The 22394-nt window shown below is 64.0% G+C and carries 18 protein-coding genes and 1 pseudogene; 9 read left to right on the top strand and 10 right to left on the bottom strand.

Going from position 1 to position 22394, the window contains the following annotated elements:
• Positions 1 to 89: 89 nt before the first annotated feature.
• Entirely contained in the window at positions 90 to 1250 is a 1161-nt protein-coding gene (locus DFR48_RS16630) for an ABC transporter substrate-binding protein (protein ID WP_114364329.1), read from the bottom strand.
• Positions 1251 to 1509: 259 nt separating this feature from the next.
• Positions 1510 to 2418, bottom strand: coding sequence for a LysR family transcriptional regulator (locus tag DFR48_RS16625; protein ID WP_114364328.1), 909 nt, complete (start codon positions 2416 to 2418; stop codon positions 1510 to 1512).
• 190 nt (positions 2419 to 2608) lie between these two features.
• On the opposite strand from DFR48_RS16625, the gene DFR48_RS16620 reads away from it, so the two are divergent.
• A complete protein-coding gene (locus tag DFR48_RS16620; RefSeq protein WP_114364327.1) occupies positions 2609 to 3508 on the top strand; it encodes a DMT family transporter in 900 nt (299 codons plus the stop codon).
• Between the two features lie 21 nt (positions 3509 to 3529).
• Here the strand turns inward: DFR48_RS16620 and arsA are convergent, their stop codons facing one another.
• Complete coding sequence (gene arsA / locus DFR48_RS16615; RefSeq protein ID WP_114364326.1) at positions 3530 to 5284, bottom strand: arsenical pump-driving ATPase; 1755 nt, start codon at positions 5282 to 5284, stop codon at positions 3530 to 3532.
• Positions 5285 to 5475: 191 nt separating this feature from the next.
• Positions 5476 to 5631 (bottom strand): annotated as a pseudogene (locus DFR48_RS22105) (metal ABC transporter substrate-binding protein); the annotation flags it as partial.
• A gap of 163 nt (positions 5632 to 5794) precedes the next feature.
• Between DFR48_RS22105 and DFR48_RS16605 the strand changes: the two are divergent.
• Entirely contained in the window at positions 5795 to 6430 is a 636-nt protein-coding gene (locus DFR48_RS16605; RefSeq protein ID WP_114364324.1) for a hypothetical protein, read from the top strand.
• A gap of 79 nt (positions 6431 to 6509) precedes the next feature.
• On the opposite strand, the gene lysS is transcribed toward DFR48_RS16605, so the two are convergent.
• From lysS to DFR48_RS16585, 4 genes are all read right to left on the bottom strand, one after another.
• Complete coding sequence (gene lysS / locus DFR48_RS16600; protein ID WP_114364323.1) at positions 6510 to 8006, bottom strand: lysine--tRNA ligase; 1497 nt, start codon at positions 8004 to 8006, stop codon at positions 6510 to 6512.
• A 169-nt stretch (positions 8007 to 8175) separates the two neighbouring features.
• Positions 8176 to 9633, bottom strand: coding sequence for a glutamate--tRNA ligase (gene gltX, locus DFR48_RS16595; RefSeq protein WP_114364322.1), 1458 nt, complete (start codon positions 9631 to 9633; stop codon positions 8176 to 8178).
• Positions 9634 to 9947: 314 nt separating this feature from the next.
• A complete protein-coding gene (locus DFR48_RS16590) occupies positions 9948 to 10703 on the bottom strand; it encodes a TerC family protein (protein WP_114364321.1) in 756 nt (251 codons plus the stop codon).
• Positions 10704 to 10810: 107 nt separating this feature from the next.
• The gene (locus DFR48_RS16585) at positions 10811 to 11491 is read right to left on the bottom strand and encodes a TetR/AcrR family transcriptional regulator (RefSeq protein WP_114364371.1); all 681 of its coding nucleotides are present in this window, start codon (positions 11489 to 11491) and stop codon (positions 10811 to 10813) included.
• Between the two features lie 184 nt (positions 11492 to 11675).
• On the opposite strand from DFR48_RS16585, the gene DFR48_RS16580 reads away from it, so the two are divergent.
• The 5 genes from DFR48_RS16580 to xylA all read left to right on the top strand — a co-directional run bounded on the left by DFR48_RS16580 (position 11676) and on the right by xylA (position 18598).
• Positions 11676 to 12881 carry an HlyD family secretion protein gene (locus tag DFR48_RS16580; protein WP_114364320.1) on the top strand — a complete coding sequence of 402 codons (1206 nt, stop codon included), beginning with the start codon at positions 11676 to 11678 and terminating at the stop codon, positions 12879 to 12881.
• A 19-nt stretch (positions 12882 to 12900) separates the two neighbouring features.
• Positions 12901 to 14490, top strand: coding sequence for a DHA2 family efflux MFS transporter permease subunit (locus DFR48_RS16575; protein ID WP_114364319.1), 1590 nt, complete (start codon positions 12901 to 12903; stop codon positions 14488 to 14490).
• A 160-nt stretch (positions 14491 to 14650) separates the two neighbouring features.
• Positions 14651 to 15676 carry a LacI family DNA-binding transcriptional regulator gene (locus DFR48_RS16570; protein ID WP_114364318.1) on the top strand — a complete coding sequence of 342 codons (1026 nt, stop codon included), beginning with the start codon at positions 14651 to 14653 and terminating at the stop codon, positions 15674 to 15676.
• A gap of 22 nt (positions 15677 to 15698) precedes the next feature.
• Complete coding sequence (xylB, locus tag DFR48_RS16565; RefSeq protein ID WP_114364317.1) at positions 15699 to 17147, top strand: xylulokinase; 1449 nt, start codon at positions 15699 to 15701, stop codon at positions 17145 to 17147.
• A 140-nt stretch (positions 17148 to 17287) separates the two neighbouring features.
• Entirely contained in the window at positions 17288 to 18598 is a 1311-nt protein-coding gene (xylA, locus tag DFR48_RS16560) for a xylose isomerase (RefSeq protein WP_114364316.1), read from the top strand.
• 218 nt (positions 18599 to 18816) lie between these two features.
• On the opposite strand, the gene greA is transcribed toward xylA, so the two are convergent.
• Positions 18817 to 19299, bottom strand: coding sequence for a transcription elongation factor GreA (gene greA, locus DFR48_RS16555; protein WP_114364315.1), 483 nt, complete (start codon positions 19297 to 19299; stop codon positions 18817 to 18819).
• 246 nt (positions 19300 to 19545) lie between these two features.
• Between greA and DFR48_RS16550 the strand changes: the two genes are divergently transcribed.
• Positions 19546 to 20268, top strand: a complete 723-nt coding sequence (locus DFR48_RS16550) for a cysteine hydrolase family protein (RefSeq protein ID WP_114364314.1) — start codon at positions 19546 to 19548, stop codon at positions 20266 to 20268.
• Positions 20269 to 20275: 7 nt separating this feature from the next.
• Here the strand turns inward: DFR48_RS16550 and DFR48_RS16545 are convergent, their stop codons facing one another.
• Positions 20276 to 20980 carry a Crp/Fnr family transcriptional regulator gene (locus DFR48_RS16545; RefSeq protein ID WP_170141910.1) on the bottom strand — a complete coding sequence of 235 codons (705 nt, stop codon included), beginning with the start codon at positions 20978 to 20980 and terminating at the stop codon, positions 20276 to 20278.
• Positions 20981 to 21339: 359 nt separating this feature from the next.
• On the opposite strand from DFR48_RS16545, the gene DFR48_RS16540 reads away from it, so the two are divergent.
• Complete coding sequence (locus DFR48_RS16540) at positions 21340 to 22392, top strand: sugar phosphate isomerase/epimerase family protein (protein ID WP_114364312.1); 1053 nt, start codon at positions 21340 to 21342, stop codon at positions 22390 to 22392.
• The last annotated feature ends 2 nt before the right edge of the window (positions 22393 to 22394 follow it).

The following is a 22394-nucleotide window of genomic DNA, read 5'->3' as shown; positions in this document are numbered from 1 at the left end:
GTGACCAAGGGAACCGGGTACGTTTCTGCTAAGCCACCCCCACCCGCGCGTTCCGCACGACCTCCCCCCTCAAGGGGGAGGTGGGATCGTCACCGACCGCCGATGACGCCGATATAGTCGGACACCCAGCGGTGATAGGGGACGCATTCGCCCTGGCTCTCGCATTTGCTGACCGGGGTCCGCCAGAAGCTGATCTTTTCGAAGTTGTCGAAGCCGTTGGTGGCGCAGCCTTCGTCGGTCAGCAGTTCGTTGCCCTTGCAGGCGGCGGGAACCGAGGGCACGGCACCGAACCAGGCGGCGACGTCACCCTGGACCTTGGCGGAAAGCGAATGCTCCATCCACATGTAGGCACAGTTCGGATGCTCGCTGTCGACATGCAGCATGGTGGTATCGGCCCAGCCGGTCGTGCCTTCCTCGGGGAAGGTCGAGTCGATCTTGGCGCCCTCGGCCTTCATCAGGTTCACCTGGAACGGCCAGGAACCGGACGCGACGACACCTTCATTCTTGAAGTCGTCGATCTGGATCATTGCGTCATGCCAGTAGCGGCCGACGAGCTGGCGCTGTCCGCGAAGCAGGTCGAGGGCAGCCTTGTACTGGTCCTCGTTCAGCTCATAGGGGTCCTTGATGCCGAGTTCCGGCTTGTGAGCCATCAGGTAAAGGGCGGCGTCGGCGATGTAGATCGGGCCGTCATAGGCCTGGACGCGGCCCTTGTTGGACTTGCCGTCGGGAAGCGTCATTTCCTCGAAGACCACGTTCCAGCTCTTCGGCGGCTGGTCCTTGAAGGCTTCCGTGTTGTACATCAGCACGTTCGGGCCCCACACATAGGGCGTGCCGTAATGGGTGCCGCCGACCGTGTGCCAGGGTGCGTTCTGCAGGCGCTCGTCGAGAGTCTTCCAGCTTGGGATGAGGTCGGTGTTGATCGGCTGTACCCGTTTTCCCGCGACGAGGCGGAGCGAGGCGTCGCCCGAGGCGGTGACGAGGTCGAAGCCGCCCTCGTTCATCAGCGCGACCATTTCGTCCGAGGTAGCTGCGGTCTTCACCGTGACCTTGCAGCCCGTCTCCTGCTCGAACTTGGTGACCCAGTCGTAATTCTTGTCAGTCTCGCCACGCTCGATGTAGCCGGCCCAGGCGACGATCGAAAGCGCGCCTTCGCCCTTGCCGAGTTCCTTCAGCGGCTCCTGGGCGAGGGTGGCGGTGGCGAAACTGAAAATGGCGGTGATGGCAGTGCAGGACTTCAGGACTTGCTTCATCTGATTTCTCCCGGTTCGCGGCCGCTTCGCACGGCCTTTGTTCCCGCCTGAGAACGTGCCGCGAAAGGGCCGCATTCGCAAATTCATTTATCAGAAAGATGATATCGGTTTTTCCGAATGGTAAGTCAAGAATTGCCCCTCACCCTGACCCTCTCCCCGCTCGCGGGGAGAGGGGATGGCCACGGCGGCGCCGTTTGTCCCTTCTCCCCGTCAGAACGGGGAGAAGGTGCCGGCAGGCGGATGAGGGGCTTATCCCGAATTAACGTCCGCGCCCGCTGCGGAGCGTCTCGGCGATGCCGACGAAATCGCGGGCCGATTGCGGCAGGCTGGAGCCCTTGCGCCAGACCATGCCGACCTGCACGACCGGCAGGGCACCCGAGACGTCGCGGCTCTCGATGCGGTCGCCTTCGAGCGACCATGGCCGGTAGACGAGATCGGGCAGCAGCGCCACGCCGGCGCCGGTCGCGACCAGGCTTCGCACCGCCTCGACCGAGCGGGTGCGGAAGGCGACCTGAGGCCGGGCGCCGAGGGCAGAAAGCAGCTTGCCGGTATTCTCCTCGATTTCGTCCACCGTCAGCATGATCAGGGGTTCGCGGGCGATGTCCGCGGCCGAGATGATATCGGCGGAAACCAGCGGGTGGCCCATCGGAAGCCAGAGGCGATAGGGCGAGGTTTCGAGGATTTCCGCCTGCAGCGCCATGCGGTCGCGCAGGTTCGAGATGACCATGACGGCGACGTCGAGCTCGCCGCCGACCAGCAGATGCTCAAGATAAGAGCCGTTGTCCTCGATCGCACTCACCTCGACATTGGGGCAGGCGCGGCGGTAGCGCGCCAGGAGGTCGGAGAGCACGTAGCCGGCGACCAGCGAGGTGACGCCGATGTTGAGTGTGCCACCGCTGTTTTCCTTGGTCTCGGAAAAGGCGTTGCGTGCGTCCGAGACGGTCGCGAGAATCTTTGTCGCGTGGCGCAGGAACTGGTGGCCGTTATGGGTGATCGAAAGTCCGCGCGGATGGCGATCGAAGAGCTCCACGCCGAGGTCGCCTTCCAGTTCCTTGATCGCTTCGGTTACCGAGGATTGCGAAATCGAGAGGTTCTGCGCCGCCCGCGTCACCGAGCCCTGCTCGGCGACGGCGACGAAATACTGCAACTGGCGGAGGGTGAAGGCCATGGCCGTTTAGAGCACGACAGCGGGCTGGAGAGCAAGCGCGGCGCGCCTCCGCGGGGCGGTGACCCGCGCGGCCTGCACGGCAGGCCTGCGCAGAGATGCTCTTTGCAAACGTCAAGAGACGTATACTATCGATGCTTCCATTTCTCTATGCCCTCGCACCGCGCGGCGGGCCTGTCCCGTCAGTCGCTTCATGAAATCCACACCTCTCGGCTACCTCTTCGCGCTGCTCGCCTTTGCCATCTTCTCGCTGCAGGACGGGGTTTCCAAGCATCTCGGCAGCGCCTATCCGCCGGTTCTCGTCGCGATGATCCGCTACTGGGCCTTCGCGCTCTTTGCCGTGCTTCTCGCCATGCGCGGCCGCGGCGGACTTTCAGCGGCGATCCGGACGCAGCGGCCATGGCTGCAGATCCTGCGCGGCCTTCTGCTGGCCGTGCAGATCCCGATCGCGATCACCGCCTTCACGCGGGTCGGTCTTGCTCAGTCGCAGGCGATCTTCGCCTCAGGCCCGCTGATTGTCGCAATGCTCTCGGTGCCGATCCTCGGCGAAAAGGTCGGCTGGCGGCGCTGGACGGCGATCGTCGTCGGGCTTTGCGGTGTCCTCCTGATCCTCGGACCCAGCGCGTCGGGCTTCAACGCGCTGGTTGTCCTGCCGCTCCTCGTCGCCCTGATCGGGGCGCTCTACGGGCTCTGCACGCGGCTCGTCAGCCGGGTGGACGGGCCGACGACGAGCTTCTTCTATATTGGTGCCGTCGGCGCGGTGGCGCTGACGATCGCCGGCCCCTTCTTCTGGACGGAAATCTCCGCCAGCGACTGGAAATGGATGCTGCTTCTCTGCCTCACCGGCATCACCGCGCATCTCCTGCTCATCAGGGCCTACGACAATCTCACCGCCGTCGCCGTGCAGCCGATCTCCTATCTGCAGCTCGTGCTCGGCTCGATCCTGGCGGTCAGCGTCTTCGGCGAGACGCTGAGGCCGAACATGATCATAGGGTCGCTGATCGTCGTCGGCGCCGGCCTCTTCACCGTCTGGCGCGAGAATGTGCTCGCCCGCAGGGCCGCACAGGCCGCGCAGGATGCGCCGGCGGCTTGAGGCCTCGAAACCCCGCGCGGCTCAAGTCAGGCTGCGGAGTTCGTCCAGTCCGACCGGCGTTTCCGGGCGGAATTCCAGGGCATAGATGCGCTTCGCATACTTCTCCCGCACGCGGTCGACCTGCTCGTGCTCGCCCTTCAGGCGCGAGCGCAGCAGGGGGTCGCGGGTTCCGCTCGCGGCCATGCTCTTGTTGATCACCCAGCCATACGGTTCGATGCCGGCGCGCTTCAGGTCGCCCTGCAAGGCCGCCGCTTCGGACACCGGTGTCGTCTCCGGAAGCGTCACCAGGACCACCCGCGTGTAGCCCTCGTCCTGCAGGCGCATCAGCGGCGTGACGACTCGCCCGGGCGCGTCGGGGTCGAGATGGCGGGTCATCTGCCTGTGATAGGCGCCGGTGGCGTCAAGGAGCAGCAGCGTGTGCCCGGTCGGCGCCGTATCGATGACGACGAAGGCGCTTCGCGCTTCGGCAACCACGCGCGAGAAAGCGTGAAAGACGGCCACTTCCTCGGTGCAGGGAGAGGCGAGGTCCTCGCGCAGGAGAGCCTTGCCCTCGTCGTCGAGATCACGCCCGCGCGTCGCCATGATCTTTTCGATGTATCGCTCCGTCTCGACGACGGGATCGATGCGGTCGACCGTGAGCCCCGGCATCTCGCCTGCGACGACGAAGGAGAGATGCGCCGCCGGATCGGTGGTCGTAAGGTGCACCGCATGGCCGCGTTTCGCCAGCCCGACAGCAATCGCCGCGGCGACCGTCGTCTTGCCGACGCCGCCCTTGCCCATCACCATCACCAGACCCTTTTCGCCGGCGGCGATCTCATCGACCAGCCTGCCGATCCCCGGCAAGTCGCCCGCCGCATTCGGCACGTCCTCCACCTGCGCCGGCGCTGCGGAAGGCGGAGACAGCAGCGCTCGCAAGGCCGGAATGCCGACCATGTCGAAGCCGAGCAGCGGAAATTCGTCGCGTGGGCGGGCCGCGAGCGACGCGGGCATGCCGGCAATCGCTTCGTCCTGCTCCCGCACGAGGGCGAGCGCCACCGGGTCGGTGGGGTCGCTCGGCCTGAAGCGGCCGTTGATTGCGAGCAGTTGGTTCGACAACCCGAGTTCGGCGAGTTCGTCCGACGTGCGTGCGGCCTCGCGGATCGCACCTTTGTCCAGGCGCGTCACGAGGATGATCGTGGTGCGCGCCGGGTCTCCGAGGCAACGGAGTGCGCTGCGGAAGCGGTCCTCCTGCATCTTCAGCCCGGAATGCGGGCCGAGGCACGAGGCACCGCGCTCGTTGGTCTCCAGGAAGCCGGTCCACGCCTTCGGCAGGCTGAGGAGACGTAGCGTGTGGCCGGTCGGCGCCGTGTCGAAGATGATGTGGTCGAATTCGGGGGCGTCGTCGGCGAGCAGGCCGACGAACTCGTCGAAGGCCGCAATCTCGGTTGTGCAGGCGCCGGAAAGCTGCTCCCGCACGGTCGACACCTCCTTGCTGTCGGCCTCCGGTCCGAGCTGTTCGATGACGCGCGTGCGGTAGTCCTCGGCGGCCTGCTCCGGGTCGATGTTCATGGCCGACAGGCCCGGAACCCCGGGGATGGGCGTCGGGGTGTCCGAGAGGTTGGCGCCGAGCATCTCGTCGAGGTTGGAGGCCGGGTCGGTACTGACGAGGAGGATACGAAGACCACGATCGGCGAGCGCTATGGCGCTCGCACAACTCAGGGAAGTCTTTCCGACCCCGCCCTTGCCGGTGAAGAAGAGGAAACGGGTCGGGTCTTTCAGTGCGCTGAACGGGGACATGAACGCCTTCCGGAGAGGGGACTCGATAGTACTTTAGTACCAAGTATGGACGATCCGGGGCTTGATCTCCAGCAAGTCTGGAGGGCGATCTATCTCAAGACGGATTCTCGCGTAACCGACCTGCGATGCGCCTGCCAGACCGTTCGGACGAAGGCCAGAACGAATATGCTGCTCATCAGCAGCACGATCGTCGGGGCCGGGGCGCTGTCGACCTCGGCGGCGTCGCCCGCGATATTGCGCGCGATGTCGGCGATGACGGTGAAGGTCGTGATGACTTTCGGCTTCTCCGCTGCGACCGCCACGGCGGGCAGGCCGACGAATATGATGGCGGCAAGCAGGTCGATGATCTTCCGTCTCACGCAGACGAGTCTTTTTGCAAATCATTCGCAATATTGGCGTGATCCGTGCCGTGCGATTAAAACTTCCTCAAGATCGGCGTGCTAGCAAAGGTCGTTGGTATTGCGTAACCGGGAGTGGTCAGATGGTGGTGTCGTGGGCTTGAAGGGGCTGTTGAATATATTCCGCCCGTCCCGAAAGCTGGCACTCGTTCTCGGCGGGGTCCTGGTTTTCTGCGGTGCGACGGGTGCCGCCGCCGTCTACATCGGCGCCGAGAAGCTGCTCGGGCCGACCTTTCGGGGAGCGAACGGCCAGAAGTGCACCGAAGTGAAGACGGTCCTGATCAAGAAGATGGATCGCCAGTGGATCCGCAAATACGTCTCGACCAATGGCGGAGACGGTCTTTCCCGCATGAAGACGGCGCTGCGTGTCGCCGAGAAGACGTTCGAGGCGGAGAGACCGGATCTCGTTCAGGTGGTGGTGCTCGACGTGAACGGGCCCAAGGATCGTGCGAACATGCGTGGTCATGCGATCGGCGCGGATGTCGTCTACATTCCCGATCCATCGCGCGTGCCCGAGGTCGAGGGTGCGGCCGTGTTCAGCGCGCACTACATCGATCGCCCGGCCAACGAGACCGGCCTCTTCTACGGCGAAAAGATCGTGGTGCCGAGCGAGGACGCCGAACGCATCGCCGCGTCGATCGACGACAAGTTCGACTGTTCGAAACCGGAAGGTGCTGTCGAGACAACCGCAGCTGCCCACGGCGGCGATGCGCATGCCGCGCCGGCGGAGGGCGGCGGTCACGGCTGACGCCACATGACATCATCGGAAAACGAAAGCCCCGGGATAGGGCTATCCCGGGGCTTCGTTTGTTGGCAGGTCGAACGGCTCAGTCGCCCTTGTGGCGGCGGGCCGGGAAGAGGATGATGTCACGGATCGACGGCGAGTCCGTCAGAAGCATGATGAGGCGGTCGACGCCGATGCCGAGGCCGCCCGCCGGCGGCATGCCCTGGTCCATCGCTTCGAGGAAGTCCTCATCCAGTTCCTTTTCGGTCTCGCCGCGCTCATGCGCCTGCTTCAGCTGCTCCACCATGCGGTTGCGCTGTTCGACCGGGTCGTTGAGCTCGGAGAACGCATTGCCGATCTCCCAGCCGTTGCAATAGCTCTCGAAACGCTCGACCAGGCGCGGTTCGCCCGGTACTTCCTTGGCAAAGGGCGAAATATCCTTCGGGAAGTTGATGACGTGGGTCGGCTGGATCAGCGTCGCCTCGACCTTCTCCTCGAAGACATAGGCGAGGCATTCACCCCAGGTCGCGTCCTTCTCGACTTCGAAACCTGCGCCATAAGCGGCAGCGCGTGCCTCCTTGTCGGTCTTGATCGACAGGAAGTCGATCCCGGTCGCTTCCTTGACCGCTTCGGGCATGGAAACGCGGCGGAACGGACCCTTGAACGAGAGCTCCTTGTCCGTGAAGGCGAATTCGGTCTTGCCGTGGACGGCGAGCGCCAGGCTCTCGAACAGCCGCTCGACGAGGCTCATCATGTCCTCGTAATCGGCATAGGCCCAGTAGCACTCCATCATGGTGAATTCGGGATTGTGCCTTGTCGATACGCCTTCGTTGCGGAAGTTGCGGTTGACCTCGAAGACCTTGTCGGTGAGGCCCGACACGAGAACGCGCTTCAGATAGAGCTCCGGCGCGATGCGCAGGTACATGTCGAGCTTCAGCGTGTTGTGGTGCGTCTTGAAGGGCTCGGCCGCTGCACCGCCATAGATCGCCTGCAGCATCGGGGTTTCGACTTCCATGAAGCCGTCGTCCTCGAGGAAGCGGCGCAGCGCCGAGAGGATCTTGCTGCGCTGCTGGAAGCGGAGCTTGGATTCCTCGTTCACCATGATGTCGAGATAGCGCTTGCGGTAGCGCGTCTCGATGTCGGCGAGACCGTGATACTTCTCCGGCATCGGAAGAAGAGTCTTGGTCAGCATGGTGATCTCTTGCGCGTTGATCGTCAGTTCGCCGCGCTTGGTGCGGCGTACCGCGCCGGTCACGCCGATGATGTCGCCAAGGTCGATCAGAGGCAGGAGGCTGCGGGCCTCTTCCGGGGTCGTGTCCTTGTGCGAGAAGATCTGGATCTTGCCCGAGGCGTCATGGATGTCCATGAACATGCCCGAATTGCGCGAGGAGTAGACACGACCGGCGACCGTCACCACGTCGCCGGACTCGGTGTCCGGCTCGAGGTGGGCATATTTCTCCGCCAGTTCCTCATTGGTCATCGTGCGGTGGAAATGTGCGGGATAGACGTCGCCCACCTTCTCGCGCAGCAGCCCGAGTTTCTGGCGACGGACTTCCGTCGCGTCGGAGGAAAGGGCGGTTTCGGTCTTCTGTTCGTTCATCGTTCAATTCCTGTGGCGGCTCTTGGCCTTGCGCCGTGTAAATTGCCCCTCACCCTAACCCTCTCCCCGCAAGCGGGGCGAGGGGACTGGCTGCGGCGCCTCTTGCTCCCTTCTCCCTGCTTGCGGGGAGAGAAGGTGCCGGCAGGCGGATGAGGGGCCTACTTCAATTTCAGCTTCCGCTACCCACCATCGAGGCCAGCACCTGGCTTGCCACCTTCAGCCGCTGGCGCACGACCGAGCGGCCGAGCAGCGCCATGGAATCGAAGAGCGGCAGCGAGCGCTGGCTTCCCGAGACGGCGACGAAGAGCGGCGGCGTGACGACGCGCAGCTTCTTGCCGAGGCGGTCGGAGATCGCCCTGAGTTCCTCTTCGATCGTCGCGACGTTCCATTCGACGATCTTTTCGAGATCGAACTGGACCGTGTTGACGATCTCCAGCGTTTCGGCGGGCGAGGTCTTCAGACCTGCGAAGGAGGCAGGCGTGAGGCCGACGTCGTTCGCCAGAAGGAAGCCGGCGAGCGGCGGCAGTTCGCCGAGCTTCGAGATGCGGCTCTGGGCGAGCTTCAGGCCCTCCGTCAGGCGATCGTTTTCCGACGCCCAGTCGAAGATGCGGGAGAGGAAATCCTCCGGCGTCAGCTTCTCGCGGATCCAGCGGCCGTTCAGCCAGTCGAGCTTCTGCACGTCGAAGATCGCGCCGGCCTTCGACAGGTTCTCCGGATCGAACTTCTCGGCGAGCTCGTCCATCGTCAGCAGTTCCTCGCCTTCGGCGATCTGGACGAAGAACAGGCCGAGGAAGTTCATCAGCGCTTCCGGCAGGTAGCCGAGTGCCGAGTAATAGGAGATCGAGGTCGGGTTCTTGCGCTTCGACAGCTTCGACTTGTCGGCATTGCGCATCAGCGACAGGTGCATGAATTTCGGCGGTTCGAGGCCGAGATATTGATAGAGCAGGATGTGCTTCGGCACCGATGCCAGCCACTCCTCGCCGCGGGCGACGTGGGTGATCTTCATCAGGTGGTCGTCGACGACGTTCGCCATGTGGTAGGTCGGCATGCCGTCGGCCTTCAGCAGCACCTGCATGTCGACGCTGTCCCACGGGATCTCGACGTCGCCGTAGACGCCGTCGTGGAACTTGCACGAACCTTCGGTCGGGATCTTCATGCGGACGACGGAGGGTTCGCCCGCCTCCATGCGCTCGGTCACTTCCTCGGCGGTCAGGTGGAGGCAGAGGCCGTCATATTTCGGCGCCATGCTCTTGGCCCGCTGCGCGTCGCGCATCATTTCGAGCCGTTCCGGCGTGCAGAAGCAGCGGAAGGCGTGGCCGTCGCGAACGAGCTGCTCGACGAAGGGGCGATAGATGTCCTTGCGCTCCGACTGGCGGTACGGGCCGTAGGGGCCGCCGACGTCGGGGCCTTCCGACCACTTGAGGCCGGTCCATTTCAGCGCGTCGAGAACCTTCTCCTCGAATTCCGCCGTCGAGCGCGTCGCGTCGGTGTCCTCGATGCGGAGGATGAACTCGCCGCCGTTCTTCTTGGCGAAGAGATAGTTGAACAGCGCGATGTAGGCGGTGCCGACATGGGGCTCGCCTGTCGGGGAAGGTGCAATACGGACGCGAACGCCGGAAGTGGTCATCGGATTCTTGCTCTGGTGACGTGCGAGTGACCGGGCGGAAAACCGCGTGGTCACGGACGAGGTGTCGAAAAGCGAAAAACCGCGCCGAAGACCGCCGGAGGCGGGAAATCCCGCGATTTTTCATTCCGTGGCCTTAGGCCACATTCGGCCGCGGGCGTCAAGACACACTGCGGCAGGGCAGGGGGCGACGTCATGGGCAACACATCAAGAGCGGACCGCTACGAACCCTCGCCGCTGGATCGCAATTGGCAAATCTGCCGGTGAAAACGGCCCGCGCAACGATCCGCGCCGACCGCAGGAAGCGGTTTCGCTCGTCAGTGCAGCGTCTTCTGTCCGGTCTCGGCGCGTCGTTTGCGCCGGGCGAGCATGTTGAGACCTTCGACCAGAGCCGAGAAGGCCATCGCGGCGTAGACGTAGCCTTTCGGGACATGGAAGCCCATGCCGTCGGCGATCAGCGTCATGCCGATCATCAGCAGGAAGCCGAGCGCCAGCATCACGATGGTCGGGTTCTTCTCGATGAAGTTCGCGAGCGGGGTCGAGGCAATCAGCATGATCGAGACGGCGACGATGACCGCGACGATCATCACCGGCAGGTGGTCGGTCATGCCGACGGCGGTGATGATGCTGTCAACGGAGAAGACGAGGTCGAGCAAGAGGATCTGGCCGATGGCGGCGGCGAGCGTGCCCGTCGCGGACGAGGCGATGAAATCCTCCTCCTGATCGATCGGGTCGACGTTGTGGTGGATTTCCTTGGTGGCCTTCCAGACGAGGAACAGGCCACCGGCGACCAGGATCAGGTCCTTCCAGGAGAAGCCGTGGCTGAACAGTTCGAAGACCGGGGTTGTGAGCTGGACGATCCAGGCCACTGTGCCGAGCAGCACCAGCCGCATGATGAGGGCAAGGCCGATGCCGATGCGGCGGGCCGGCACACGCTGTACGGCTGGAAGCTTGTTGGTGAGGATCGAAATGAACACCAGGTTGTCGATCCCGAGGACGACTTCCATGACGATCAGCGTGATCAGGGCGACCCAGGCAGCGGGGTTCTGAACGAGAAGGGCGAGATCCTGCATGAACTTCTTCCGGTTGGTGGCTGGTGCAAGCACAAATGGCCCAAGTGCCGCCAAACGACAAGGCCCCGACGTGGGCCCATTCCGGAAAATTACGACAGTTTCGGCGCTTAGCCGTCTACCCGTGCCTCGGGACCGTAGGCTGCCATGAAGACCTTGAGGCCGCTGTCCACGACATACTCGATCTCAGTCTCTTCCGGCGGCACGGTCATTTCGCCGAAGAGACGCTGGCGGAAAAACTGGCCGGTCGCAAGCTCGATGTACTGGCGGGCGGCGAGATCGGTGTCATCGACCTTCAGCGCGCCAGCTTCGACCTGCTGCTCGATGTAGGCGCGCAACACGGTGCGGGCGTTGGCCGGAGCGGAGGCAAAGAAACGCTTGCAGAGACCCGGCATGCGGTCGACAACGCCGAGCAGGATGCGCATCGCGGGGATCATGTCGGACTTGATGATGTGCCGGGCGAAGGCGATGCCGAAGCGACGCAGGCCGTCGCGGACGTCGTCGCTGTCTGCCAGGATGTCGCGCAGGAACTCCGTGAAGCGGCCCTTCTCCCGTTCGATCAGCGCCCCGAACAGCTCTTCCTTGCTGTCGAAATAGACATAGATCGTTCCCTTGGAAACGCCGGCCTCACGCGTTACGTCGTTCATGCTCGCCGCATCGAACCCCATCCGCATGAAGACGGAGCGGGCGCCGTCGAGGATCTGCTCGCGCTTCACCGGGTCTTCGCCTGCTGCGAAGCGCCCTACGGAACAGAGGCTGTTATCCGGGGTTGGACTCGGCGTTTCGGACATTTTCTTGCTCACACGTCTCTTCGGGGTACTCAAAATTAACGAAATCGAACTCGATGGTTCGATCGCTCTTGATATGTGCGATGAAACGCTCTAAGTCAAGCGAACCGAACGGTTCAGTTCAATCCGCATGCGAATTTCTATAGCTGACCCGAAACGAAACCTGCCAGTTTGGATGGAAACGACAATGTCCGGCTCCCAGAGAAGCAACGCAATCCGTTCCGTCGACACCGGGCGCGATCCGGTGGTCCTCGAGACGACAACCCCGGAAACCGTCGAAGGCCGTCAGGACGAGAGTGCCGCTCCGTCGCAGGTGCAGGCACCCGCGAAGGCGAAGAAGCGCCGCAGCCCGATTCTGCCGGTCGTGGCGCTTGCGCTTCTCGCCGGTGCCGCCTGGTATGGTTACGACTGGTGGACCGAGGGACGCTTCATGGTGTCCACCGACGACGCCTATATCGGTGGCGATATCGCCATCATCTCGCCGAAGGTCGGCGGCTACGTCGAGAAGGTCAACGTCACCAACAACCAGATCGTCAAGGCGGGCGATCCGCTCGTGACCCTCGATAACGGTGACTATCGCATCGCCGCCGAACAGGCCGAGGCACAGTTGAAGAGCCAGCATCTCACACTCGACCGGGTCGACGCACAGATCAAGGGCGCTGAAGCGAGCCTGCTGCAGGCGAAAGCCCAGAAGCAGGCGACCGTCGCCAGCCTCGACCTGGCGCAGCTCTCCTACAACCGGGCGAGCGGCCTGCAGGCGCAGAAGGTCGTCTCGATCGCGGACCTCGACAGTGCGAAGATGCAGCTCGAGCAGGCGCAGGCTAACGTGAGCGCCGCCGACGCGAACATCGCCGCAGCCGAGGCGCAGATCGCCGTCCTGAAGGCGCAGCGTGCAGAGGCCGAGGCGGCGATCCGCTCCGCCGAACTGGCGCTCGAAAAGGCCAGGCGCGACCTGGGCTTCACGATCCTCAAGGCTCCCTATGACGGCGTGGTCGGCAATCTCGCCGTCCAGACGGGCGACCTCGTCTCGGCCGGCAAGCGACTTGCAGCACTGGTTCCGGTGAGTGACCTCTATATCGATGCGAACTTCAAGGAGACGCAGATCGCGCATCTCGCGCCCGGATCGAAGGTCAACATCCACATCGACGCCTTCGACACGGAACCGCTCGTCGGCACAGTCACCTCGATCGCGCCGGCCTCCGGTGCCGTCTTCTCGATGCTGCCGGCCGAGAACGCGACCGGCAACTTCACCAAGGTCGTCCAGCGCGTGCCGGTACGTATCTCCCTTCCCAAGGAGGCTCTCGATACCGGCAAGCTCAGGGCTGGCCTGAGTGTCGTCGTTGACGTCGACACGCGCACCGCCCCGGCGGAACACGCACTCGCGGCCAAGTGACGGATGTCGAGGTGACAGCATGGCGGCGACGGCAACAATGAGGAATGCGGGCGCGGCACTGCCCGCCGCGGACCAGCCGATGGACCCGAAGCGCGTCGTCGCGTTCTTCGCGATGGTGTTCGGGATGTTCATGTCCATCCTGGACATCCAGATCGTCTCGGCGTCGCTCGCTGAAATCCAGGCGGGTCTCGGCGCAGGTGCCGACGAAATCGCCTGGGTGCAGACGTCCTACCTGATCGCCGAAGTCATCATGATCCCGCTCTCGGGTGTGCTCGCGCGCATCCTCTCGACGCGGGTTCTGTTCGCGCTGTCGGCCGCCGGCTTCACGATGGCCAGTGCGCTCGCGGCGACCGCCACCAATATCGAGCAGATGATCGTCTACCGGGCGATCCAGGGTTTCATCGGCGGCGGCATGATCCCGTCGGTGTTCGCCGCGGCGTTCACGATCTTCCCGCCTTCCAAGCGCAATGTCGTCTCGCCCATCATCGGCCTCGTCGCGACGCTCGCGCCGACGATCGGCCCGACCATCGGCGGCTATATCAGCCATGCGATGTCCTGGCACTGGCTGTTCCTGATCAACGTCATTCCGGGCATCCTGGTCACCGCCGTAACCTGGAGCCTCATCGACTTCGACGAGCCCGAGCTCAGCCTGTTCAAGAAATTCGACTGGTGGGGACTCGCGTCCATGGCGCTCTTCCTCGGCACGCTCGAATACGTGCTGGAAGAAGGCAATGCCAAGGACTGGTTCAATGACGAACACATCCTCCTCGGCACGATCGCGATGCTCATCGGCGCGGCCGTGTTCTTCTACCGGGTGTTCAGGGTGGACTTCCCCGTCGTTGATTTGAAAGCCTTCGCCAACCGCAACTTCGCGTTCGGCTCGCTCTTCTCCTTCGTTATGGGCGTCGGGCTTTACGGTCTCACCTACCTTTACCCGCTCTATCTCGGGCGTATCCGCGGCTACGATTCGCTGATGATCGGCGAGACCATGTTCGTCTCCGGTGCGGCGATGTTCCTGACCGCACCCGTTGCGGGCGCCTTGTCTAGCCGCCTCGATCCGCGCGTGATGATGATGATCGGCTTTGGCGGCTTTTCCGCCGGCACGCTGCTCATGACCGGCATGACCGCGGACTGGGACTTCTACGAACTTCTGCTGCCGCAGATCCTGCGCGGCTGCTCGCTGATGCTCTGCATGGTGCCGATCAACAACATCGCGCTCGGAACGCTTCCGCCGGAGCGCATCAAGAACGCCTCGGGCCTCTTCAACCTGACGCGCAACCTCGGCGGGGCGGTCGGGCTGGCGATCATCAACACCATGCTGACCCAGCGTTCGGACGAGCACTATGCCCGCCTGTCCGAGCACATCACCTGGAGCAATCCGGCGGCACTCAACTGGCTGAACAGCGTTGGCGGTAACTACGACAGCTACGGCCTTGACGGCGCCTCGGCGGCGGTAAAGAAGCTCTCGGGCCTCGTGACCCAGCAATCGTGGCTTCTCTCCTTCATCGACGTCTTCATGGGGCTCACGCTCCTGTTCTTCTCGCTGATCTTCCTGACCCTGCTGATCAAGCGGCCGGCCGCCGCGGCACCTGCCGGCAGCGGGCACTGATCCTCCCACCTCCCAGATCCACCGCAGCGCCTTGGACCGTCGCCCACAAAGCGACGGTCCTTCTTTTTCGGGACGGCATTCCGGAGACTATGAGGTACGTATCTCAGAATGTGATTTACGTACCTCAAAAACTCCGGTAGAGAGTCGCGCCGGAGGAAACATGAAGCCGACCGTCCATGATATCGCCGTCCATGCGGGCGTGAGCCTCGCGACCGTCGACCGGGTGCTGAACAACCGGCCCGGCGTGCGGCACGAGACGCGCGCGAAGGTCGATGCCGCTGTCGCGGCGCTGGGCTTCGTGCGGGACATGGCCGCGGCCAATCTCGCGAAGGGGCGCGTCTATCCGCTCACCTTCATCCTGCCTTCCAACGACAACTCCTTCATGCGGGGGCTCGCGGCCGCCGTCGGCGACGCGATCGCCCGGGCCGCGGTTGAACGGCTGGCGATCCGCATCATCGAGGTCCCCGCCTTCGATCCGCAGGCGCTCGTCGCCGCGTTGAGGGAAGCGGGGAGGGAGAAACCCGCCGGCATCGCGCTGGTGGCGGTCGATGCGCCGGAGGTGCGCGCGGTCGTCGACGAGCTCGTCGAGGCGGGCATCCCGGTCGTGACGCTGGTCTCCGACTTGCCGGGGTCGAAACGGCAGCACTATGCGGGGATCGACAACATCGCGGCCGGACGCACGGCGGCGAGCCTCATGGGGCGGTTTCTCGGGCGGGAACCGGGCAGTGTCGCGGTTCTGGCGGGTTCGCTGGTGGTGCGTGACCATCGGGAGCGGTTCGAGGGATTCCGCGCCGTGATGGCGGCGGAATTCGGCCATCTGCATCTGCTGCCGGTTCTCGAAGGTCGAGACGACCCGGCAACCGCCGAGCGGGTGCTGCGTGAGGCGCTCGCCGCCCACGCCGACATCGCCGGCATCTACAGCCTCGGTGCCGGCAACCGCGGTCTCGTGCGTCTCCTGAAGGAGGTGCGCCGCGATCGCCGGCCGGCGGTCATCGCCCACGAGCTCACCGGGACGACGCGGGCCGCGCTGACAGACGGGCTGATCGACGCTGTGCTCAACCAGGATGCCGGGCACGAGGTCAGAAGCGCGATCCGCGTGCTGAAGGCCAGTGCCGACGGGCAATCGGTCGTCGAGGCGCAGGAGCGCATCCGTCTCGACATATTTCTGCGGGACAATCTGCCGTAACGGCCAAAGAATGGAGTGACACATGTATCTCGGCCTGGATTTGGGAACCTCGGGCGTCAAGGCGATGCTGATCGACGGCGAGCAGCGCGTCATCGGCTCGGCGAACGGCGCGCTCGACGTGTCGCGGCCGCATCCCGGCTGGTCGGAACAGGATCCGGCCGATTGGATCCGGGCGACCAGGGAAGCGGTTGCCGGCCTCAAGGCGAAGCATCCGAACGAACTTTCGGCCGTGAAGGGCATCGGGCTTTCCGGCCACATGCACGGAGCGACGCTGATCGATGCCGCGGACCGCGTGCTGCGGCCGTGCATCCTGTGGAACGATACCCGTAGCCATGCCGAGGCCGCGGCGCTCGACGCCGATCCACGCTTCCGCGCGATCACCGGCAACATTGTCTTCCCCGGCTTCACCGCGCCGAAGCTCGCCTGGGTCGCGAAGAACGAACCGGAGGTCTTCGCCAAGGTGGCGAAGGTGCTGCTGCCGAAGGATTATCTGCGGCTCTGGCTCACCGGCGAATACCTCTCCGACATGTCGGACTCCGCCGGCACGTCCTGGCTCGACACCGGCGCGCGCCGGTGGTCGACGGAGCTGCTCTCGGCTACCGGCCTCTCGGAAAGCCAGATGCCGGGACTGGTCGAAGGAATCGAGGAGGCGGGGCGGCTGCGCGCCGAGCTTGCCGGCGAATGGGGCATGGCGGCGGGCGTCGTCGTTGCCGGCGGGGCCGGCGACAATGCGGCGTCTGCCTGCGGCATGGGTACGGTCGCGGAAGGCCAGGCTTTCGTCTCGCTCGGCACGTCCGGCGTGCTCTTTGCGGCCAACGGCAGCTACCTGCCGAAACCCGAGAGCGCCGTGCACGCCTTCTGCCACGCGCTGCCTGCAACCTGGCACCAGATGGGTGTCATTCTTTCCGCAACCGATGCGCTGAACTGGCACTCGGGCGTCACCGGCAAGTCGGCGGGCGAGCTGACGGCCGAACTCGGCGACACGCTGAAAGCGCCGGGCAGCGTCACTTTCCTGCCTTACCTTTCCGGCGAGCGCACACCGCACAACGATGCGAAGATCCGCGGCGCCTTCATCGGCCTCGGCCACGAGAGCGCGCGTGCGGTGCTGACCCAGGCGGTGCTCGAAGGCGTTACTTTTGCCATCCGCGACAATCTCGAGGCGCTGAAATCGGCCGGTACTACGATCGCACGGGTGACGGCGATCGGCGGCGGCTCGCGCTCGCGCTACTGGCTGGCCTCGATTGCGACGGCGCTCGGGATTCCGGTCGACGTTCCTGCCGACGGAGATTTCGGCGCGGCCTTCGGCGCCGCCCGCCTCGGCCTGATCGCGGCGACGGGGGCAGCTTCGCTTTCCGTCTGCACGGCGCCGAAGACGGCAGAAACGATCGAGCCGGTCACGGCGCTGCGCGGTGCCTATGAGGAGGCCTACGGGCGCTACCGGGCGCTCTATCCGGCGATCCGGGCGATCTGATCTTTCCACCTCCCCCTTGAGGGGGGAGGTCGCCGCGAAGCGGCGGGTGGGGGTGAAAAACCGCGGTCACCCCACCCCGGACCTGCGGTCCGACCCTCCCCCTCGAGGGGAGGGTGAACATTTCCAAAGGAGGACTACCCATGAGCACAGGCTTTTTCGGCGATATCGCCAAAGTGAAATACGAAGGTTCGGAGAGCATCAATCCGCTTGCCTTCCGCCACTACAATCCCGACGAGATCGTCGCCGGCAAGCGGATGGAAGACCATCTGCGCTTTGCGATCGCCTACTGGCACACCTTCACCTGGCCGGGCGGCGATCCCTTCGGCGGCCAGACCTTCCAGCGCCCGTGGTTCTCCGACACCATGGAGGCCGCAAAGCTCAAGGCGGACGTCGCCTTCGAGTTCTTCCAGCTTCTCGGCGTGCCTTACTATTGCTTCCATGACGCGGACGTCCGGCCGGAAGGTACGAACTTTGCGGAGAACACCCGCAACCTCGGCGAGATCGTCGACTATTTCGAGAAGAAGCAGGCCGAAACCGGCGTCAAGCTGCTCTGGGGCACGGCGAACCTCTTCTCCAACCGCCGCTTCATGTCGGGTGCTGCCACCAATCCCGACCCGGACGTCTTCGCCTTCTCCGCAGCGACCGTGAAGACCTGCATGGATGCGACCCAGCGGCTCGGCGGCGAGAACTACGTGCTCTGGGGCGGCCGCGAAGGCTACGAGACGCTGCTCAACACCGACCTGAAGCGCGAGCTGCACCAGCTCGGCCGCTTCCTCAACCTCGTCGTCGAGTACAAGTACAAGATCGGCTTCAAGGGCACGATCCTGATCGAGCCGAAGCCGCAGGAGCCGACCAAGCACCAGTACGACTACGACGTCGCCACCGTTTACGCCTTCCTGCAGAAGAACGGGCTGGAAAACGAGGTCAAGGTCAATATCGAGCAGGGCCACGCGATCCTCGCCGGCCATTCCTTCGAGCATGAAATCGCCATGGCAAACGCCTTCGGCATCTTCGGTTCGATCGACATGAACCGCAACGACTACCAGTCCGGCTGGGATACCGACCAGTTCCCGAACAACGTGCCGGAAATGGCGCTCGCCTACTACCACATCCTTGCGGGTGGCGGTTTCAAGACCGGCGGCACGAACTTCGATGCCAAGCTGCGGCGCCAGTCGCTCGATCCGCAGGACCTGCTGATCGGCCATATCGGCGGCATGGATTGCTGCGCCCGCGGTGTCAAGGCGGCGGCGAAGATGATCGAGGACCGGGCGCTGTCGAAGCCGCTCGAGGAGCGCTACGCCAAGTGGGAAAGCCCGGAAGCGCAGAAGATGCTGCGCGGCGAATATTCCCTCGACGAGATCGCCGGCATGGTGGAGCGGGAAAACACCAATCCCGAGCCGAAGTCCGGCCGTCAGGAATATCTGGAAAACGTGGTCAACCGCTACGTCTGATGTGGAAGGCCAGAGCGAACGAAGGGCCGGGGCGTGTATGCGCTCCGGCCCCGAACATCTGACAGAGATTGCTGCCGCCGGTGCGGCTCCACTCCTCCGTCATGCCGGACGTGATCCGGCATCCAGCCACGGCGCGTCTGCGCCGTGAAAGAGTCTTTCGGCGATCAAGGACTTGATCGCGCTGGATGCCGGCTCGCGGGCCGGCATGACGGCAATCTTTAGGAGATCGCCGTGATCTCCAGCTCCTGGCCGTTGACGCTGACGACGTCGCCGACCGCCTTGCCGAGAAGCAGCGCCGCCACCGGAGAGACATAGGAAATCGATCCGGCCTTCGGGTCGGCCTCATCCTCGCCGACGATCCGGTAGGTCTGGACGCGCCCGTCGTCGCGCTCGAAGGTGACTAGGCTTCCGAAGGCGACCGTCTCCGTCGAGGCCGGGGGCGGGACGAGCTGGGCGGTGCGCACCCGCTCGGAAAAATAGCGAAGGTCCCGCAAGGGGCTCGCCGACTGCCGGCGCCGCTCGTTCACGTCTTCGATTATGTTTGCCGTCTCATAGGCTTCGCGGGCCTGCCGCAACTGCTCCTCCAGAGCCTTCAGGCCCGCCTCCGTCACGAGGTTCGGATGCGGCGATATCGGCCGGTCGGGCAAAAGGGTTTCGGAGGCCGCCTCGGCACTCTCTTCCTTGACGAAAGCGACACTCAAACTCGATCTCCGTTCCGTTTTTCGCGGGGACAACGCCGCGCCCGAGGCGGATGCGCCCAGCGTGGCTGAAGACCCTCTATACGACAGGCGGGCCTGCGCGGGCAAATCGCGGGATAAGCGACCGGCTTTCGGGACGCAACAATTGTTACATCGGCGATTTGGCGAGAGGCGTAACCGTTCGGCGTCATCGGCAGCGTCCGCGGACGAACGATGACCGATATCATCCGCTTATCAAGGACAAGGACAATGAAAAATCTTCTCCTCTCGCTCGCAGTCGGGCTTCCGCTCGCATTTTCGGCGGCTGTTGCTTCGGCCGCCGAGCCGGCTCTCCCGCATTTCGACAAGGCGCACACCGCCATCGTCATCACCGATCCCCAGAACGACTTCCTGGCCGAAAACGGAAAGCTCTACGGCCTTCTCGCCGATAATCTCAAGGAACTCGGCACGATCAAGAACATCGAGACGCTGATGGCGACGGCCAAGTCGAGCGGCGTTGCGCTCGCCGTCGATCCGCTGGTCTACAACGCGCTCGACGTGGACTGGTCGCGGGCGGGGGCCTTGCAGCGCCAGCTTCTCGACATGAAGGCGTTGCAGCGCGTGTCGCTCAACGATCCGGAGGGCTTCGAAGGATCCGGCGCTGACTTCTACGAGCCGTACAAGACCTATATCTACGACGGCAAGACCATCGTGGTTGCTCCGCACAAGATGTACGGGCCGGAAAGCAATGACCTGATCTACCAGCTTCGTGCCCGCGACATCGACACCGTCATCCTCGGCGGCATGGTCGCCAACCTTTGCGTGGACTCCCACATGCGCGCGCTGATGGAGAACGGCTTCAAGGTCTATGTCGTCAAGGATGCCGTCGCGGCTCCCGGCGCCGATGCCTACAACGCCGCGCTCGTCAACTACGGCATGATCGCCAACGGCGTCCTTACCACCAAGGACGCGGTGGACGCGCTGCGCAGATAATTCGGGATCAGTCGTTCAGCGGCGCTCGGACCTGTCCGGGCGCCGTACTGCATCGAGGTCCCGCGGGCCACAGAGGAAAGGCAGTCTCGTCTTCGGCCGCAGCGATTTTCATGAGCCTCCGCCTGTCCAGCAGAAGTATCCGGCGCGGCGCGGTTGCGACGAGCCCCTGACTTGCGAGATGGCGCAGAAGGCGGGCCACCACTTCACGTATAGTTCCCAGATGCCGTGCCAGCTTCTCCTGAGAGAGACGGACTGTTCCATCCGCATCGGCGTGCGCCAGAAGCAGAAGGATGAGCCTCTGTTCCTGCGGCAGGCGCATGGTCCGCTCCAACAGTTTTTGCAGCTCGAAGACCCGTTCCGACAGCTGCTCGAACAGGAAACGCTGTGCGGCCGGCTCGCCGGCGAACAGTTCACGAAAGAGTGGCCCCGGAACCGTAAGGATCTCGACGCCGTCTGCCTCGGCCTCTGCCCACGCCGGGTAGGGGATCTCCGTGAACAGGCTGTTCAAAGCCAAAATGCAGCTCTGTCCGGCTTCGATCCAATAGAGCGTTCCTTCGCGACCATCGGCGTCGAGATAGTAAACACGAATACCGCCGGAGCGGATGAGATAAACCCCGTCCACGACGTCGCCAAGTCGCAGAACGCTGGCCGCCGGTGGCAAGGCCGTCAGCGTAACCTTGGAACTGAGACGCTTGCGCGTCTCCGGACGCATTTCGCGAATGAAGGCGAAATCATCCAGCGCTTCAACTGGACACGGCATTCCCGCTTGGTCTCTCCGACAATAGGCTTGGTCTTTATTTTCACTAGCCTATCTGCGCCAGCCTGGAATGACCTGCATCAAATCACCGGCTGCGTTGAGCGACCGCTATCTCCCACGCCCGCCTGCCCCCGTCACCTTCTCGCAGGCCCGTTCACCACGTTGATCACTGAGCTCGACGTCGCGTCGATGGCGCAGTTCACGGTCGGACCCGTGCTTGCAAGCCTCTACCCGGTCATGAAATCTAGCCGGTTGTCTCCGGTGTATAATGCTGTAATTGTTAACGGCAACGTTGCAGATGTGGAGGAGCATTCATGAAGACGATCAAGGGGCCCGGCATCTTTCTCGGGCAGTTCGCCGGCGATGCGGCGCCTTTCAATTCCTGGGACGGAATCACCAAATGGGCCGCCGAGAAGGGCTATGTCGGCGTGCAGGTTCCGACCTGGGCCGGGCAGTTGATCGATCTGAAAAAGGCTGCCGAATCGAAGGACTATTGCGACGAGTTTGCCGGTGTCGCGCGGCAGAACGGTGTCGAGGTGACCGAGCTTTCCACCCATCTGCAGGGCCAGCTGGTCGCCGTCCATCCGGCCTATGACGAGGCCTTCGACGGCTTTGCGGCGCCGGAGGTGCGTGGCAATCCGAAGGCCCGCCAGGAATGGGCCGTGCAGCAGGTCAAATACGCGCTGAAGGCGTCCCGCAATCTCGGCATCAAGGCCCACGCGACCTTTTCCGGCGCGCTCGCCTGGCCCTTCTTCTATCCCTGGCCGCAGCGTCCGGCAGGCCTCGTCGAAACCGCCTTCGACGAGCTGGCGAAACGCTGGCTGCCGATCCTCGACTATGCCGAGGAACAGGGCGTTGATGTCTGCTACGAGATCCATCCCGGCGAGGACTTGCATGACGGCGTCACCTTCGAGATGTTCCTCGAGCGGGTGAAGAACCACAAGCGCGCCAACATGCTCTACGACCCGTCGCACTACGTGCTGCAATGCCTCGATTATCTGGACAACATCGACATCTACAAGGACCGGATCAAGATGTTCCACGTCAAGGATGCGGAGTTCAATCCGACCGGCCGGCAGGGCGTCTATGGCGGATACCAGGGCTGGGTCGAGCGCGCCGGACGCTTCCGCTCGCTCGGCGACGGCCAGGTCGATTTCGGTGCGATCTTCTCGAAGATGGCGGCCAACGATTTCGACGGCTGGGCCGTCGTCGAATGGGAGTGCGCGCTGAAGCACCCGGAGGACGGCGCGCGTGAAGGCGCCGAGTTCGTCAAGCATCATGTCATCCGCGTGACGGAAAAGGCCTTCGACGACTTCGCTTCCGGCGGCACCGACGAGGCGGCCAACCGCCGGATGCTGGGGTTATGAGT

Origin of the sequence: Ciceribacter lividus, from assembly GCF_003337715.1 — a bacterium.
GTDB lineage: Bacteria > Pseudomonadota > Alphaproteobacteria > Rhizobiales > Rhizobiaceae > Allorhizobium > Allorhizobium lividum.
The sequence above is the reverse complement of the archived record's forward strand: the minus strand, read 5'-3'. Positions and strand labels throughout refer to the sequence as shown.